This window comes from Roseovarius sp. A-2, assembly GCF_002072155.1.
In the GTDB taxonomy this organism is placed as follows: domain Bacteria; phylum Pseudomonadota; class Alphaproteobacteria; order Rhodobacterales; family Rhodobacteraceae; genus Roseovarius.
In genome coordinates this window covers 14,232-29,411 of record NZ_BDIY01000014.1, presented here as the reverse complement: position 1 = coordinate 29,411, position 15,180 = coordinate 14,232, and the positions used below count along the sequence as shown (strand labels likewise).

The 15,180-nt window shown below is 64.7% G+C and carries 16 protein-coding genes; 13 read left to right on the top strand and 3 right to left on the bottom strand.

The window, feature by feature from the left end; translation table 11 throughout:
• The first annotated feature begins 195 nt into the window (after positions 1 to 195).
• From BHD06_RS14870 to BHD06_RS14845, 6 genes are all read left to right on the top strand, one after another.
• The gene (locus tag BHD06_RS14870) at positions 196 to 1,494 is read left to right on the top strand and encodes an NAD(P)/FAD-dependent oxidoreductase (protein WP_080457762.1); all 1,299 of its coding nucleotides are present in this window, start codon (positions 196 to 198) and stop codon (positions 1,492 to 1,494) included.
• The gene (locus BHD06_RS14865; protein WP_080457761.1) at positions 1,491 to 2,246 is read left to right on the top strand and encodes a DUF1365 domain-containing protein; all 756 of its coding nucleotides are present in this window, start codon (positions 1,491 to 1,493) and stop codon (positions 2,244 to 2,246) included. Before BHD06_RS14870 ends, BHD06_RS14865 begins: the two co-directional genes overlap by 4 nt.
• Entirely contained in the window at positions 2,243 to 3,484 is a 1,242-nt protein-coding gene (locus BHD06_RS14860) for an MFS transporter (RefSeq protein WP_254892435.1), read from the top strand. Before BHD06_RS14865 ends, BHD06_RS14860 begins: the two co-directional genes overlap by 4 nt.
• A 4-nt stretch (positions 3,485 to 3,488) precedes the next feature.
• Positions 3,489 to 4,049, top strand: coding sequence for a DUF3833 family protein (locus BHD06_RS14855; RefSeq protein ID WP_080457760.1), 561 nt, complete (start codon positions 3,489 to 3,491; stop codon positions 4,047 to 4,049).
• Entirely contained in the window at positions 4,046 to 4,780 is a 735-nt protein-coding gene (locus BHD06_RS14850; RefSeq protein WP_080457759.1) for an SDR family oxidoreductase, read from the top strand. The genes BHD06_RS14855 and BHD06_RS14850 overlap by 4 nt, the downstream gene beginning before the upstream one ends.
• 66 nt (positions 4,781 to 4,846) lie before the next feature.
• Positions 4,847 to 5,173, top strand: a complete 327-nt coding sequence (locus BHD06_RS14845) for a DUF3775 domain-containing protein (RefSeq protein ID WP_080457758.1) — start codon at positions 4,847 to 4,849, stop codon at positions 5,171 to 5,173.
• Between the two features lie 12 nt (positions 5,174 to 5,185).
• Here the strand turns inward: BHD06_RS14845 and BHD06_RS14840 are convergent, their stop codons facing one another.
• A complete protein-coding gene (locus BHD06_RS14840; RefSeq protein WP_080457757.1) occupies positions 5,186 to 5,584 on the bottom strand; it encodes a c-type cytochrome in 399 nt (132 codons plus the stop codon).
• Between the two features lie 63 nt (positions 5,585 to 5,647).
• Positions 5,648 to 7,222: a lysine--tRNA ligase gene (locus BHD06_RS14835; protein WP_080457756.1), complete on the bottom strand. Its 1,575-nt coding sequence runs from the start codon at positions 7,220 to 7,222 to the stop codon at positions 5,648 to 5,650.
• Positions 7,223 to 7,340: 118 nt separating this feature from the next.
• Between BHD06_RS14835 and BHD06_RS14830 the strand changes: the two genes are divergently transcribed.
• From BHD06_RS14830 to BHD06_RS14805, 6 genes are all read left to right on the top strand, one after another.
• Positions 7,341 to 7,766 carry a tellurite resistance TerB family protein gene (locus tag BHD06_RS14830; protein ID WP_080457755.1) on the top strand — a complete coding sequence of 142 codons (426 nt, stop codon included), beginning with the start codon at positions 7,341 to 7,343 and terminating at the stop codon, positions 7,764 to 7,766.
• Between the two features lie 85 nt (positions 7,767 to 7,851).
• Positions 7,852 to 8,640: a ribose-5-phosphate isomerase RpiA gene (gene rpiA / locus BHD06_RS14825; protein WP_080457754.1), complete on the top strand. Its 789-nt coding sequence runs from the start codon at positions 7,852 to 7,854 to the stop codon at positions 8,638 to 8,640.
• A gap of 14 nt (positions 8,641 to 8,654) precedes the next feature.
• Positions 8,655 to 10,001, top strand: a complete 1,347-nt coding sequence (gene gor / locus BHD06_RS14820; protein ID WP_080457753.1) for a glutathione-disulfide reductase — start codon at positions 8,655 to 8,657, stop codon at positions 9,999 to 10,001.
• Positions 10,002 to 10,080: 79 nt separating this feature from the next.
• Positions 10,081 to 11,238, top strand: coding sequence for an FtsH protease activity modulator HflK (gene hflK / locus BHD06_RS14815; protein WP_080457752.1), 1,158 nt, complete (start codon positions 10,081 to 10,083; stop codon positions 11,236 to 11,238).
• Between the two features lie 4 nt (positions 11,239 to 11,242).
• Complete coding sequence (gene hflC / locus BHD06_RS14810) at positions 11,243 to 12,121, top strand: protease modulator HflC (RefSeq protein WP_080457751.1); 879 nt, start codon at positions 11,243 to 11,245, stop codon at positions 12,119 to 12,121.
• Positions 12,118 to 12,315, top strand: coding sequence for a DUF2065 domain-containing protein (locus BHD06_RS14805; protein ID WP_080457750.1), 198 nt, complete (start codon positions 12,118 to 12,120; stop codon positions 12,313 to 12,315). The genes hflC and BHD06_RS14805 overlap by 4 nt, the downstream gene beginning before the upstream one ends.
• 23 nt (positions 12,316 to 12,338) lie before the next feature.
• Here BHD06_RS14805 and BHD06_RS14800 read toward each other — a convergent pair whose 3' ends face one another.
• Positions 12,339 to 14,099: a sigma-54-dependent Fis family transcriptional regulator gene (locus tag BHD06_RS14800; protein WP_080457826.1), complete on the bottom strand. Its 1,761-nt coding sequence runs from the start codon at positions 14,097 to 14,099 to the stop codon at positions 12,339 to 12,341.
• Between the two features lie 160 nt (positions 14,100 to 14,259).
• On the opposite strand from BHD06_RS14800, the gene serB reads away from it, so the two are divergent.
• Positions 14,260 to 15,138 carry a phosphoserine phosphatase SerB gene (gene serB, locus BHD06_RS14795; protein ID WP_080457749.1) on the top strand — a complete coding sequence of 293 codons (879 nt, stop codon included), beginning with the start codon at positions 14,260 to 14,262 and terminating at the stop codon, positions 15,136 to 15,138.
• Positions 15,139 to 15,180: the final 42 nt, after the last annotated feature.

Sequence of the window (15,180 nt, the reverse complement as noted above, 5' to 3'; positions counted from 1 at the left end):
TAGGCCATCTCTTACCACGCGCCGCCGACACGGGCGAGGGCGCAGGCGCGTCAATGGATGTGGCATCGGTGTACATGGACCTTGTACGCGGGCAGGCAAGGATCGGATCACCGGGCCGGTCGGATTTCTTTCTAATCCGTTTCCGGATCCGCCGCGTAAGTCTGTGCAACACTCAGAACGCAGGTAAACATATCCATGCCATTCGAAACAGGCGCCATTGCGCGCAAGCGGATTGCCGTAATCGGCGCGGGGATCTCGGGGATGGGCGCGGCGGAACGCCTTTCAGCCTCTCACAATGTGGTGCTTTTCGAGGCCGAGCCGCGCCTTGGCGGCCATGCCCGCACCATCATCGCGGGCAAGCATGGCGACCGCCCGGTCGATACCGGCTTTATCGTCTTCAACTATGCCACCTATCCGCATCTGACCGCGCTGTTCGACCGGTTGGGCGTGCCCGTGGTCAAGAGCAACATGAGCTTTGGCGCCTCGATCAGGGGCGGGACATTCGAATACGGGCTCGACGGTGCGGCGGCGTTCTTTGCACAAAGGCGCAACGCGCTCAACCCGCGCTTTCTTGCCATGCTGCGCGACGTCTTCCGCTTCAACGCGGGCGCACTCGCCGCCTCGGCAGAGCCGGGTCTGACCATCGGCGGGCTGATCGAGAAAATGCGCCTTGGCCGCTATTTCCGTGATTATTACCTGCGGCCCTTTTCCGGAGCGATCTGGTCAACTCCGGTCGAGAAGATCCTCGATTTCCCGGCCCATGCCATGGTGCAGTTTTTCAAGAACCACGGTCTTCTGGGCTTTGACGATCAGCATCAGTGGTTCACGGTTCAAGGCGGTTCTGTCGCCTATGTCAACCGGCTGGAGCAGGCGATGCGCAGTAAGGGCGTCGATATCCGCCTCGGCGCGCCCGTGGACGGGGTCATCCGTCTGGAGGATGGCGTCAAGATCCGCGCGACAGGCGGTGACTGGGAGCTGTTCGACGAGGTGGTGATCGCAGCCCATGGCGACGACGCGCTGCACCTGCTGTCCGATGCTGACGAAATCGAGCGCGCCGATCTTGGGGCGATCACCTATCAGCCCAATGACATCACGCTGCATGCCGACGCCTCGGTGATGCCCAGGCGGCGCGCGGTCTGGTCGTCCTGGAACTATACCGAGGCAAAGGCCAAACGCACCGGCCAGATCGATCTCACCTACTGGATGAACAGCCTGCAACCGATCCCGCAGGACGATCCGCATTTCGTCACCCTCAACACCACGCGCCCCATCCGCGAGGACCTGATCTACGATCAGGTGACATTGCGCCACCCGGTCTATGACATGGCCACCCTCGCCGCACAGGGCCGGGTGCGGGCGATGAACGGGCGGCGCAACACGTGGTTCTGCGGCGCGTGGATGCGGCACGGATTTCACGAAGACGGGCTGTCGAGCGGTCTGGAAGTGGCCGAGGCGATCTGCGCCCGCGACGCTCTGGCGATGGCGGCGGAATGAGCAGGGTTGATCATATCGCGGGCCACACCTGGCACGGGCGCAAGGGCGCGGTCGAGAATGCCTTTCGCTACGGGATCGACTATGTTCTTCTGGATGCCGAGGCAGAGCCGCATGCGCCGTTGATCTTTGGCCGCAATCGCCGCGCGCCCGTCTCGCTGTGGGACAGCGATCATGGCGGCGCGCCAGGGCACGGGCGGGGTGCGGCATGGGTGCGTGAGACGCTGGCAGAACGCGGCCTGCCCGCGCCCGACCGGATCGAGCTGTTGGCGCAGCCGCGCATGCTGGGGCACGTGTTCAACCCCGTCTCGTTCTGGATCTGCCGCGACGCGCAAGATGACGTGCGGGTGATCATCGCCGAGGTGTCCAACACTTATGGCGAGCGGCATTCCTACCTGTGTCATCGCGATGATCTGGAACCGATCACAGCTCAGGACCGTCTCCATGCGACCAAGATCTTTTACGTTTCGCCCTTCCTGCGGATCGAAGGCGGCTATGAATTCCGCTTTGATCTGCGGCCCGACCGGATCGGCATCTGGATAGATTTCTCGGGCGGCAATGGCGGGATGATCGCCACACTGGTCGGGCCGCGAAAGCCACTTACGACCGGGGGTATGATCATGGCCGCACTGCGTCGGCCGTTCGGCTCGCGCCGGGTACTGGGCCTCATCCACTGGCAGGCGCTCAAGCTGTGGTGGAAGGGCGCGCGCTTCCGCTCGCCGCCGCAGCCACCCTCCGACGAAATCAGCCGGTGAGCCATGCCGCCACCATATCCGCGCCGGGCATTGCCCCGCGACTGCCCGGCTTCGCCGTATTCGCCGCGCTTCTGGCCGCGGCGGGGCTGCCGCTCTATATTCACGCGCCCAAGTTTTACGTCGATGAATATGGCCTCTCGCTGGCCGCTCTCGGCTCGGTGCTCTTCGTGCTACGCCTGCTCGACGTGGTGCAGGACCCGCTGCTTGGACGGCTGAGCGCGCGGCTGCGCAGGCACCGCGCAGTGAGCGTTGCGGTGGCTGTCGTGGCAATGGCGGCGGCGATGCTTGGATTGTTCGCCGTGACCCCGTTGATTGCGCCGCTCTGGTGGTTTGCAGCCATGCTCACCGTGGTCTTTTCCGCCTTCAGCTACCTCACCATCTGCTTTTACGCCCAAGGCGTGGCAAGCGCCGCGTATCTGCCGGGTCAGGGCCATCTGCGCCTCGCCCGCTGGCGCGAAACCGGCGCGCTTCTGGGCATCTGCGCCGCCGCCGTGGCCCCGCTGGCGCTTGGCGGTTATACCGGGTTTGCGGTGGGTTTTGCCGCCCTCGCCCTAGTCGCAGCCCTTGCCATGACCGGGCAGTGGGGGGCCGCGGATGTTCCCGACGGCACCGGGTTCGCCCCGGTCCTGCGCGATCAAACCGCGCGCCGGTTGCTGATCGTGGCGCTGTTCAACGCAGCCCCCGTCGCGGTCAGTTCCACGCTCTTTCTGTTCTTTGTCGAAAGCCGATTGCAGGCCCCGGGATGGGAGGGGCCGTTCCTGCTTATCTTCTTCCTGTCCGCCGCCCTGGCTGCGCCGGTCTGGGGTAAGCTGGCCGAGGTCTACGGGGCCAAGCGCGTGCTGCTCGGCGCCATGGTGCTGGCCATCGCGGCCTTTGCCTGGGCAATCCTGCTGGGCGCGGGAGATCTCTGGGCCTTCGGCATCATCTGCGTCGTGTCGGGCGCGGCTGTGGGCGCCGACATGACGCTGCTGCCCGCGCTCTTCGCGCACCGCCTGTCGGATATCTCGCCCGGTGCCGCCGAAGGCTTTGGCCTTTGGTCCTTCGTGTCGAAATTCACCCTCGCGCTGGCCGCCGTAGGCCTCTTGCCGCTGTTGCAGGCGGGCGGGTTTTCGGCGGGACAGGACAACGACGAGGGTGCGCTGCGCCTGCTCAGCCTGCTCTATGGCGGGCTGCCCTGCGCGCTCAAACTCATGGCCATTGCGCTCTTGGCCCGAACACCGATTGAGGAAAGGAACTGACCCGATGGACGCTTTTGGTTTCATCTTGCTGGGGGCCGCGATCATGCTGGCGCTGACGCTGCTAAATGAGCGGCTCACAGGGTTTTCCGCACAAACCCCACGGGACTACGCGCAGCTTGAACCGCGCTTTGACCTGCGCGAGCATCTCAACGGCCCGATCAAATGCGAGGGCGTGATCTATGGCCCGTTGGGCCGTGTCGCCTCGCGCTTCACCGGCGAATTCGAGGCGCAGTGGCAGGGCAATCGCGGCATCATGCGCGAGCATTTCCACTATGACAGCGGCAACAGCCAGGATCGCGAATGGCAGCTGGAACTGGGCAATGACGGCAGTATCCGGGCAGAGGCCGATGATCTGGTCGGCCCCGGCAGCGGTCAGCAGATGGGCGCGGCCACGCGGCTCTCCTATCGCATCCGCCTGCCCAAGCAGGCGGGCGGCCATGTCCTCAGCGTGACCGACTGGATGTATCTCACGCCGGGTGGCGTGGTGGTCAACCGTAGCCAGTTTCGCAAGTTCGGGGTCAAGGTGGCGGAACTCGTGGCAACGATGCGCCGGGTGGAGGCATGACCGACTGGCAGGGCAAACGCTATTGGCTGGTGGGCGCAAGCGAGGGGCTGGGTGCGGCCCTTGCCCACAAGATCAGCGCGGCGGGGGCCGAGGTGATCGTGTCGGCCCGCAATGCCGAGCGGCTTGAAGAATTGGTGCAGAGCCTGCCGGGTCGCGCACGCGCCGTGGCGATGGATGCGCGCGACGGTGCCAGCGTTACCGAGGCCGCCGCCGAGGTGGGCGCGGTCGACGGTCTGGTCTATCTCGCCGGTGTCTACTGGCCGATGCCCGCGACCGAATGGCAGGCCGGAGAGGTGACGGCCATGGCCGATGTGAATTTCACCGGTGCGGTGCGTGTGCTGGGCGCGGTGATCCCCGGCATGGTGGCGCGCGATGCGGGCCATGTGGTGCTCACGGGCTCGCTCTCGGGGTTTCGCGGCCTGCCGGGAGCGATCGGCTACACCGCCTCCAAGGCGGGGGTGATGAACCTCGCCGAATCGATGCGCGCCGATCTGTGGCGCACCGGCGTGCGCGTGCAGCTGGCCAATCCCGGCTTCATCAAGACGCGGCTGACCGACAAGAACAATTTCAAGATGCCGTTCCTCATGTCGCCCGAGGATGCGGCGCAGGAGATGTTCGAATTGATGTGCGATGACAGCGCCTTTCAGCGCCATTTCCCACGCCTGTTCAGCTATCTCTTCCGCCTGTCCCGGTTTTTGCCGGACTGGGCCTATTACCGGCTATTTGCGTAAGATCAAGGACGGGGGACGACCCGCGCGGCATTCCTGTGCTAGAATAGCACAACAGGAGGGGATGCCATGATCGACATCACAGTGCACAAGATCGCGCAGATCATTTTGATGTCCCGGGAACTGGACCGGGCAGAGGGGGAACTGCGCGCCTTCATCGAACGATTGAGCGAGGAGGAACAGGCCAGCCTCGTCGCCGTCATGTGGATCGGACGCGGCAGCTTCGAGGCCGAGGATCTGGAAGAGGCCAAGCGCACCGCCTCTGAGGAGGCGACGACCCCCTGCGCCGATTACCTGCTCGGCACGCCGCATTTGTCGGATCATCTGGAAAACGGGCTCGATGCGCTCGGGCTGTCGGCCTCGGATGATGAGGATGAGCTGATCCGGGGCGGCTGATTCCTGCGGGCGTCACCCCTCTTGAATACCTTCCAGATAGGCCATCAGCGCCGCCAGAGGGCGCGGCGTCGGTGTCAGCACCCCGTCGCCCACATCGACCGGAACGGTATCGCCTTCCAGCAGCAGCCCAAATTCCGGCATATCCTTGCCCGGCAGGTCGGTGCGGTCATATCCGTCGATCACCGACAGCACATGCGCGCGCGGGAATTCCCCGTCCATCGTCAGTTGCGTGAGATCCGAAGGCGGCGGCACCATGCCCGCGGCCCACGGCCCGTCGCCCTTGCCCGAGGCCCCGTGGCACTGCGCGCACTTATCGGCATAGATTGCGGCCCCCTCGCGCGCATCCGGCATGGATACTGTCTGCGCGCAGGCCGCAAGTGCCGCTGCTGTCAAAATGGCTATGGTCCGCATCGCTCGCCCCTTGTTCTTTTCCCGAAAGGTAGCAAGCGGGCCAAAGCCGCGCAATGATCCAGATCAGGCCAACTCGCCCGCCAGCCCCCTGTCAATCAGCGCCACCGTCTCCTGAACGCCATAAAGTGCTATGAACCCGCCAAAGCGCGGCCCCTGCGAGGCCCCGAGCAGCACCTCGTAAAGCGCCTTGAACCAGTCGCGCAGCGGGTCGAACCGGTCACGGCCCACGGCATAGACGATGGATTGCAGCGCCTCGTCCTCCACCGGCCCGTCATAGGCTGCCAGTTGGTCGCGCAGATCGGTCAGTGCCTCGCGCTCCAGATCGGTAGGCGCGCGATAGGTCTTGGCGGGGGCGACGAAATCCTCGTAATAGCGCACCGCGTAACCGGCGGCGGCATCCATGTCGGGATGGGTCTCGGCGCTCGTCTCGGGCGCGTAGCGGCGGATAAAGCCCCAGAGCGTCTCCTTGTCATGCGCGGCCGAAACCGAGGCCAGGTTCAGCAGCATCGAGAACGGCACCACCATACGGCTCTCGGGCACGTCGCCATTATGGATGTGATGAACCGGGTTGTTCAGGCGCTGCGTGATGTCCTGCCCGGCATAGGCGCGCAATTGCTGGTGATACTCATCCACCGCCTTGGGGATCACGTCGAAATGCATGCGCTTGGCGGTCTTGGGCTTTTGATACATGAAATAGCTCAGGGATTCCGTCGCGGCATAGCTCAGCCATTCGTCGATCGAGATTCCGTTGCCACTCGACTTGGAGATCTTCTGCCCGTTCTCATCCAGAAACAGCTCATAGGTGAAATGCTCCGGCGCGCGCATCCCAAGCGCGCGGCAGATGCCGTCATAGATCGGCGTGTTGGTGGAATGGTCCTTGCCATACATCTCGAAATCGACGCCGAGCGCGGCCCAACGGGCGCCGAAATCGGGCTTCCATTGCAGCTTCACATTGCCGCCCGTCACCGGCAGCGTCCATTCTCGGCCGGTCTCGTCGTCAAAGGTCACGGTGCCGTCCTTGGCGTTGACCTCCTTCATCGGGACATAAAGGACACGCCCCGTTTCGGGATGGATGGGCAGGAAGATCGAATAGGTCTGCTGACGCTCCTCGCGCAGGGATTTCAGCATGATCTTCATGATGTCGTCATAGCGCGCGGCGGCGCGCAGCAGCACCTCGTCGAACTGCCCCGAGGCGTAGAACTCGGTCGCCGAAATGAACTCATACTCGAACCCGAACGTGTCGAGAAATCGGCGCAGCATGGCGTTGTTATGCGCGCCAAAGCTGTCATGCGTGCCAAACGGGTCGGGCACCGAGGTCAGCGGCTTTTGCAGATGCTCGGCCAACATCTCACGGTTGGGCACATTGCCCGGCACCTTGCGCATCCCGTCGAGATCGTCGGAGAAGCAGATCAACCGCGTCGGAATATCGCTGATCACCTCAAAGGCGCGGCGGATCATCGTGGTGCGCAACACCTCGCCGAAGGTGCCAATATGCGGCAGGCCAGAAGGGCCATAGCCGGTCTCGAACAGCACATGGCCCTTTTCCGGCGGGTTTTTCTCATACCGTTTGAGCACGCGGCGCGCCTCTTCAAAAGGCCAGGCTTTCGAATTCATCGCGGCTTCGCGCATCTCGGACATCGGATCGTCTCCTGCAACGCCGGTCAGGCCACCGGCAAGGCTTCGCCGGTTCCTATTGCGGGGGGGCGGAACAGTCAATATTCTGCACTGCAACACCGCCCGGCTTGAAAGGCTCAGAATGACCGATCCGATCTCCCACCCGTTGACCCCGCAGGACTGTCTTGTCGCGGTCATGATCGCCGTTTCCGCCTCGGACGAGGACATGCGCACCGCGGAACTCGTCAAGATCGAGAGCACGGTGAACAACCTGCCGATCTTTGCCGCCTACGATCTCGACCGCCTGCGGGTGATGTCGCAGACGGTGTTTGATCTCTTCAGCGTCGAGGATGGGCTCGACGCGCTGTTCGGCCTCATACGCGACAACCTGCCCGAGCAACTGTTCGAGACCGCTTATGCGCTCGCCTGCGATGTGGCGGCGGCCGACGGTAGGCTCAATGACCGCGAATTGCGCCTGTTGGAGGAAATCCGCTACGAGCTGAACATCGACCGGCTGCATGCGGCGGCCATCGAACGGGGCGCGCGGGCCCGGCACTTGACCATCTGAACCGGGGCCGAGCCGCGCAATTGCCCCTCGCACCCCGGCCCCAACTCTCCTATAACCCGGGCGGAACACACGGGGAGTCGCAGCCATGACCGGAGAATTATCGCCCATCGACAAGGCCAAGTTCGTGGCGGCCAAACGCTCGGTGGATTTCGTCGAGGACGGGATGCGCGTGGGTCTTGGCACCGGCAGCACAGCCGCCTGGATGGTGCGCTGCCTGGGCGAGATGGTGCGCGAGGACGGGCTAAAGATCAGGGGCGTGCCCACCTCGACCCGTACCGCCGAACTGGCCCGCGAAGTGGGCATCGAGGTGATCAGCCTCGACGAGGCCAAATGGCTCGACGTCACCATCGACGGGGCCGATGAATTCGACGCCAATCTCAACCTGATCAAGGGCGGCGGCGGTGCGCTCTTGCAGGAAAAGATCGTGGCAACGGCAAGCGATCAGATGGTGGTGATCGCCGATGTCGGCAAGGAGGTCGAGGCGCTCGGCGCCTTCCCCCTGCCGGTCGAGGTGATCCCCTTCGGCTGGCAGACCACCAAGTCGCTGGTCGAGGAGTTGCTGATCAACATGGACGTTCTGGGCCGCGACGCGACGCTGCGGATGAACGGCGAGCGGCCCTTCATCACCGATGAGGGCAATTACATCATCGACCTGCACCTGGGCCGCATCGGCAACGCGCATCAACTGTCGATGGCGCTCAACCAGATGCCGGGGGTGGTCGAGAACGGGCTCTTTCTCGATATCTGCGACGTGGTGATCCTCGGTTACGGGGATGGCCGGGTCGAGACGCGCGACATCAACGAGGGCACGGTCGAGGAAGACCGGCTTGATTTCGTCGAGAACGACAATCTTTTCACTGATCTGAACGACTGATACAAGGAACCGGCATGGCATTCGACTACGATCTTTTCGTGATTGGCGGCGGCTCCGGCGGGGTGCGCGCAGCGCGGGTGGCCGCGCAAGGCGGGGCAAAGGTCGCGCTTGCCGAAGAGGACCGCTACGGTGGCACCTGCGTGATCCGGGGCTGCGTGCCGAAAAAGCTGATGGTCTTCGCCTCGGAATATCACGCGGCCATGGCCGACGCGCAATCCTATGGCTGGACGGTGCATGCCGGTGGCTTTGACTGGGATGCGTTCAAGACCAAGTTGCACACTGAGCTTGACCGGCTCGAAGGGGTCTATCGCGGCATCCTGCGCAACAACGGGGTCGAGAGTTTCGACGCCCGTGCGCGGCTGGTCGATCCGCATACCGTGGAACTGGCCGACGGAACACGAAAGAGCGCGCGGCATATCCTGATCGCCACCGGCGGACGGCCCGTGAAACCCGATCTGCCGGGGGCCGAACACGCCATCACCTCGAACGACATCTTTCACCTTGAAACGCTGCCCAAGTCGATTCTGATCATCGGCGGCGGCTATATCGCCTGCGAGTTTGCCTGCATCCTCAACGGCCTCGGCGTGCAGGTGACGCAGTTCTATCGCGGCGCGCAGATCCTGCGCGGCTTTGACGGCGAGGCGCGCGGGCTGGTCTCGGACGAGATGATCCAATCCGGTATCGACCTGCATCTTGGCACCAATATCGAGGCGATGGAGCCCGCCGAGGATGGCTATCGCGTCACCGCCACCAACGGCACCGAGGCCATGTATCAACAGGTGATGTTCGCCACCGGACGCGCCCCCAACACCGAGGATCTGGGGCTTGAGGCCGCAGGCGTCGCCACCGGGCGCAAGGGCGAAATCGTGGTCGATGAGTATAGCCAGACCGGCGTTCCTTCCGTCTATGCCATCGGCGATGTGACCGATCGGGTGAACCTCACCCCGGTGGCGATCCGCGAGGGCATGGCCTTCGTGGAAACCGTGTTCAACGGCAACCCGACTCCGGTCGATCACGACCTTATCCCGACCGCGATCTTCACCCAACCCGAGATGGGCACCGTGGGCCTGAGCGAAGAAGCGGCGCGCGATCAGGAGCCGATCGATGTCTACTGCACCTCGTTCAAACCGATGCAGACCGCCTTTGCCGGCCGCCCCGATCGGGTGCTGATGAAACTCGTCGTAAGCCGGGAAACCCGCAAGGTGCTGGGGTGTCATATCGTAGCACCCGGTGCGGGCGAAATGATCCAGCTGGCAGGCATCGCCGTAAAGATGGGTGCCACCAAAGAGGATTTCGACCGCACAGTCGCGGTGCACCCGACCATGTCGGAAGAGCTGGTAACAATGAAAACGCCTATCTGACGGCTTGATTTTTCGCCTGTGCTGCACAGGTAGAAGGCAAAGTCGCAAACGGCTGGGACAACAAGGGAAGAGACAACGTATGGCTGGAAATTCTGGCGGCCCCTGGGGCGGCGGCGGCAATTCGGGCGGCGGCAACGGCGGCGACCGTGGCCCCAACAAGGGCGGCGGGCGACGCCCCCCTGAAGGCGGCTCGCAACTGCCCGAGATCGACGATCTGGTGCGCAAGGGTCAGGACCAGCTTCGCGTTCTGATGGGCGGTCGCGGTGGCGGCGCGAACGGCACCGGCGGGGGTGGCGGCGACGGCCCGCAATTCGGCAAGGGCACGATCGGTCTGGCCGCACTCGGCGCGGTAGCGCTCTGGGTGTTCGCCAGCCTCTATACCGTCAAACCCGAAGAACAATCCGTCGAGTTGTTTCTCGGCGAGTATTACCAGACCGGACAGCCCGGCCTGAACTTCGCGCCTTGGCCGGTCGTGAGCCACGAGATCGTCAACGTGACCTCGGAGCGCACCGAGGATATCGGCGAGCGACAGGGGCGCGGCAATAAAGGGCTGATGCTGACCACCGATGCCAATATCGTGGACATCAACTTTCAGGTGGTCTGGAACATCGCCGACCCGGCCCTGCTCCTGTTCAACATCCGCGATCCGCAACTGACCGTACAGGCGGTGTCCGAATCCGTGATGCGCGAAATCATCGCGGCCTCGAACCTTGCCCCGATCCTCAACCGCGACCGTGGCATCATCGCTGACACCGCGATGGAGGACATTCAGGCGACCATGGACGAATACAAAAGCGGCATTCGCATCGTTCGTGTCAACCTCGACAAGGCCGACCCGCCGCGCGAGGTGATCGACGCCTTCCGCGAGGTGCAGGCCGCCGAACAGGAACGCGACCGCCTGCAACGCCAGGCCGACGCCTACGCCAACCGCGTGCTCGCCGAGGCCCGTGGTGAGGCCGCGCAGACGCTGGAAGAGGCCGAAGGCTACCGCGCCCGCGTGGTCAACGAGGCGCAAGGTGACGCCAGCCGCTTCACCTCGGTTCTCGAGGAATACTTGAAAGCACCCGAAGTCACGCGCAAGCGCCTCTATCTGGAGCGCATGGAGCAGGTTCTGGGCGATATCGACAAGACGATCCTCGATCAGTCGGTTATCGGATCCGGCGAAGGCAGTGGCATAGTGCCGTACCTGCCGCTGAACGAACTGCGCCGCAACAGCGCCACCAATCAGGGGAACTGAGATCATGGGCAAGACGAAGTTTATCATTCCGTTCCTCGTCGTGGTCGTCTTTCTCGGCCTCTCCTCGATCTTCGTGGTGGACGAGCGTGAAAAGGCCCTGGTCCTTCAGTTCGGCCAGATCAAGGACGTCAAGGAAGAGCCGGGACTCGCCTTCAAGATCCCCTTCATCCAGGAGGTCGTGCGCTATGACGACCGGATCCTGTCGCTCGATACCGACACGATCGAAGTCACCCCGTCGGATGACCGCCGTCTCGTGGTCGATGCCTTCGCGCGCTACCGGATCAACGACGTGGTCCAGTTCCGCCAAGCCGTCGGCGTGGGCGGTCTCGCGGTAGCCGAGAATCGCCTGTCCTCGGTTCTCAACGCTCAGATCCGCGAGGTGCTGGGTGCCGATCAGGTGACGTCCGACACCATCCTCTCCGAGGATCGGCGCGAATTGATGCGCCGCATCCAGCGACAGTCTCAACTCAGCGCGCAGGGTCTTGGCCTCGACGTGGTCGACGTGCGCCTCAAGCAGACCAACCTGCCGGAGCAGAACCTTGACGCCACCTTCGCCCGGATGCGCGCCGAGCGGGAACGCGAGGCCGCCGACGAGATCGCCAGAGGTAACGAGGCGGCGCAGCGCGTGCGTGCCCTTGCCGACCGGACCGTGACCGAAACCCTGTCGGATGCCGAGCGCGAAGCGCAGGTGATCCGGGGCGAGGCCGACGCCGAACGCAGCGCGATCTATGCCGCCGCCTACGGCGCGGATCAGGAGTTCTATTCTTTCTACCGTTCGCTCGAAGCGTATGAAAAGGCGCTTCAGGGCAGCAATTCCTCGATGGTGATGACACCGGACAGCGAATTCTTCGATTATCTGCGTTCGGGTACTCCCGACCAATGATCGAAACCGCGCTTCTGGCCCTCGGGCTGGTGCTGATCGTGGAGGGGCTGGTCTATGCGCTGGCCCCTTCGCTTATCGACCAGATGCTTGTCGCCCTCGCCACCCTGCCGCCCGAGGCACGTCGGCTTCTGGGATTTCTCGCGCTGGTGATCGGGTTAATGCTGGTCTGGGCCGCCAAGACCCTCGGGGCCTGACTGCACGCAGGATGCTTGCGCGCTTAACTCGGCGGCCTGAGCCTGGCCTTTCGCACCCGTCGCAGCACCGTCGAGCGATTGACACCCAACCGGCGCGCCGCGCGCGACATGTTCCAGCCGCAGGCATCGAGCAGCGCTTCGAGATCCTGCTCCGGGGTGCCGTCATGCGCTGACGCAAGCGAGGGCGCGGGCAGGTCCGGCAGGTCGATCACCCGGCCTTCCGTCACCGCGACCGCGACCCGGATCGCGTTTTCCAGTTCACGGATATTGCCGGGCCAGTGGCGTGCCGCCAGTTCGGCACGGGCGGCCGGCGACAGGCTCAGATCCCGGTCGCTCAGCCGTCGCAACAGCCGGTCGATCAGCCAATCGACATCGTGCCGCAGCCGCAGCGGCGGCAGACGCAGCCGGTCGCCCATCAACCGAAAGAAAAGATCGGCGCGAAACCGCCCCTCCTGCGTGGCGCGCGCCAAATCGCAGCGCGCCGAGGCGACGGGGCGCAGATCTCCGCGCGCCTCTAGTAGCGTCAGAAGCGCGGCCTGCCCCCGCGCACACAGATCCTCGATCCCCTTGAGAAAGAGCGTGCCGGGCGTGGCCCCGGCCAATGCCCCGATCGCCCCTGGGTCAAGCCCGGCGCAGACCTGCGCATGAAAGGCCCGGCCCGGCGGTCCGCAGACATGCAGGGCGCGCGCCAGCATTTCCTTGCCGGTGCCGGTCTCGCCCTCGATCAGCAGGGGCACCGGCGTTGCGGCCAGGCGCGCGGCGCGCAGCAAGACAGGTTCGAGCACCGGATCGGGCCCGGCAAACCCGCCGAGCGCGCCCGGCAGATCGGAGGACGGCGTGGGGCCGCGCGCCACCCGCGCCACCTGTGGCGCGATGGCGTGACCGAAAAGACCGCGCCCGTCCTTGAGGCGCAGCACCCGGTCCTCGGTGGGGCGACCGCGCATCAGGTCGGGCAGGTCGTCGACGGATATGTCGAGCACCCGGTTGATGGGCATGCCGATGAGGTCTCCCTGCCCTTCCGACACCAGCAGATCGCGCGCGCCATGGGTCATGCCCACGATCCGTCCCGACCCGTCCAGCGCCACCGCCGCCTCCGGATCGACCTCGAGGAACTCGGGCGAGGCCGAAAACCGCAGCACCCAATCGCGCCGCGTCATCGCCATCAGATTCGCCATCTCCACCCGCCGCACCGACGCACGCACGAGGTTCATCGCAAGGTTTTGGCTCGATTTCGGCGAGGGCGAGCGCAGCAACGAGATATCGAGCACCGCCGTCAACTGCCCCTGCATGTCGTAGATCGGCGCGGCGGTGCAGGACAGCGGCGTATGCGTCACGCCAAAATGATCGCTCTGGTGGATCGTCACCGCCTCGCCGGTCACAAGGCAGGAGCCGACGCCGCAGGTGCCGGCAAGATTCTCGGACCAGTCCGAGCCCAGGTGCAGCCCGGCCTGCCGCAACTCGTCCTCAAAGCGCGGATCGCCGAAGAAGTCCACGCAGACCCCTTCGGCATCAGCCAGCAGCAACACGTAATTCTGCCCCGCAACCTGCCGGAACAGCGCATGCAACCCCGAGCGCGCGGTGGCGATCAACCGCTCGGATTGCTCGCGGTGGCGGCGCAGTTCGGCATCGGTCACGATATGCGCCGCCTCGGCCCGGGCGGGATCCATGCCGTAGGTCTCGACGCAGCGCCGCCAACTGTCGAGCACCAGCGCATCGCGCCCGCCCGGGTCGGCCTGTCCGCTCAGTGCGCGGTCGATCTCTGTCACATGGGCCAGATCGGTCATCACGTCCTCCCGTGTTTGGGCGACCATAACACAACTCGCCGCCCTACGACGATTGGCATTTGGTCGGTGTGGCGCCCCCTTTCGCCACGCCGGAAAGGGCGCTAAAAGCACGCCGAGTGACATCCGCGCCACCACGCGCCCGAGACCGGAACCCGACCGCATGTTCACAGCCACCCTGATCGCGCGCCCCGCCACGCTGGAGCCTGCCCTTGTCGAAAGCCTGCGCAATGCCTGGGGCGGCGGCGATGTGCTCTGGCTGGCCCCGGACGAGGCCGCCGAATTTCCCCTCGCCGAGATCCCCGGCAACCGCTGGGAGGTTTGGGCCGATCTGCAGGCGCAAAGCGTCGACCTGGTGGTGCAACCCACCGCGGGGCGGCGCAAGCGGATGCTGCTGGCGGATATGGACAGCACGATGATCGAGCAGGAATGCATCGACGAGCTGGCCGAGGTCGCAGGCGTCGGCGCGCATGTGCGCGAGATCACCGCGCGGGCGATGAATGGCGAGCTTGATTTCGAAGCGGCCCTGCTGGAACGTGTGGCGCTGCTCAGGGGCCTCGATGAGGCGGTGATCGGCGAGGTGCTGCGCACCCGCATCACCTACATGCCGGGCGGTGCCACGCTGGTGGCGACGATGCGCGCACAGGGCGCCTATTGCGCGCTGGTCTCGGGCGGGTTCACCGCCTTCACCGATGCCGTCGCGGCGCATCTGGGCTTTGACGAGCACCGCGCCAACACGCTGCTGGCCGAGGGTGGCACGCTAGTAGGCGATGTTGCGCGGCCCATTCTGGGGCGCGCCGCCAAGGTGCAGGCGCTGGAAGAAATCAGCACCCGTTTGGGGATTTCCGAGGCGGACGTGATCGCCGTCGGCGACGGGGCGAATGATCTGGGCATGCTCGGGCGCGCGGGCGCGGGCGTGGCACTGCATGCCAAGCCCTCGGTGGCCGCAGACTGCGATATCCGCATCACTCACGGCGATTTGACGGCACTGTTGTATGTGCAGGGCTACGGTCGCGAAGAGTTCCATGGCTCTGCCTCTTAACTATTGATCGTATATCATCTTTCAGGCAGATTAAGCGCAACC

Bases quoted from the DNA above. Each gene is read 5' to 3' on its own strand.
- serB (WP_080457749.1), top strand. From the start codon at position 14,260: ATGTTCACAGCCACCCTGATCGCGCGCCCCGCCACGCTGGAGCCTGCC.
- BHD06_RS14805 (WP_080457750.1), top strand. From the start codon at position 12,118: ATGATCGAAACCGCGCTTCTGGCCCTCGGGCTGGTGCTGATCGTGGAG.
- hflC (WP_080457751.1), top strand. From the start codon at position 11,243: ATGGGCAAGACGAAGTTTATCATTCCGTTCCTCGTCGTGGTCGTCTTT.
- BHD06_RS14800 (WP_080457826.1), bottom strand. From the start codon at position 14,099: ATGACCGATCTGGCCCATGTGACAGAGATCGACCGCGCACTGAGCGGA.
- BHD06_RS14840 (WP_080457757.1), bottom strand. From the start codon at position 5,584: ATGCGGACCATAGCCATTTTGACAGCAGCGGCACTTGCGGCCTGCGCG.
- BHD06_RS14855 (WP_080457760.1), top strand. From the start codon at position 3,489: ATGGACGCTTTTGGTTTCATCTTGCTGGGGGCCGCGATCATGCTGGCG.
- BHD06_RS14850 (WP_080457759.1), top strand. From the start codon at position 4,046: ATGACCGACTGGCAGGGCAAACGCTATTGGCTGGTGGGCGCAAGCGAG.
- gor (WP_080457753.1), top strand. From the start codon at position 8,655: ATGGCATTCGACTACGATCTTTTCGTGATTGGCGGCGGCTCCGGCGGG.
- rpiA (WP_080457754.1), top strand. From the start codon at position 7,852: ATGACCGGAGAATTATCGCCCATCGACAAGGCCAAGTTCGTGGCGGCC.
- BHD06_RS14835 (WP_080457756.1), bottom strand. From the start codon at position 7,222: ATGTCCGAGATGCGCGAAGCCGCGATGAATTCGAAAGCCTGGCCTTTT.
- BHD06_RS14865 (WP_080457761.1), top strand. From the start codon at position 1,491: ATGAGCAGGGTTGATCATATCGCGGGCCACACCTGGCACGGGCGCAAG.
- BHD06_RS14830 (WP_080457755.1), top strand. From the start codon at position 7,341: ATGACCGATCCGATCTCCCACCCGTTGACCCCGCAGGACTGTCTTGTC.
- BHD06_RS14870 (WP_080457762.1), top strand. From the start codon at position 196: ATGCCATTCGAAACAGGCGCCATTGCGCGCAAGCGGATTGCCGTAATC.
- BHD06_RS14845 (WP_080457758.1), top strand. From the start codon at position 4,847: ATGATCGACATCACAGTGCACAAGATCGCGCAGATCATTTTGATGTCC.
- hflK (WP_080457752.1), top strand. From the start codon at position 10,081: ATGGCTGGAAATTCTGGCGGCCCCTGGGGCGGCGGCGGCAATTCGGGC.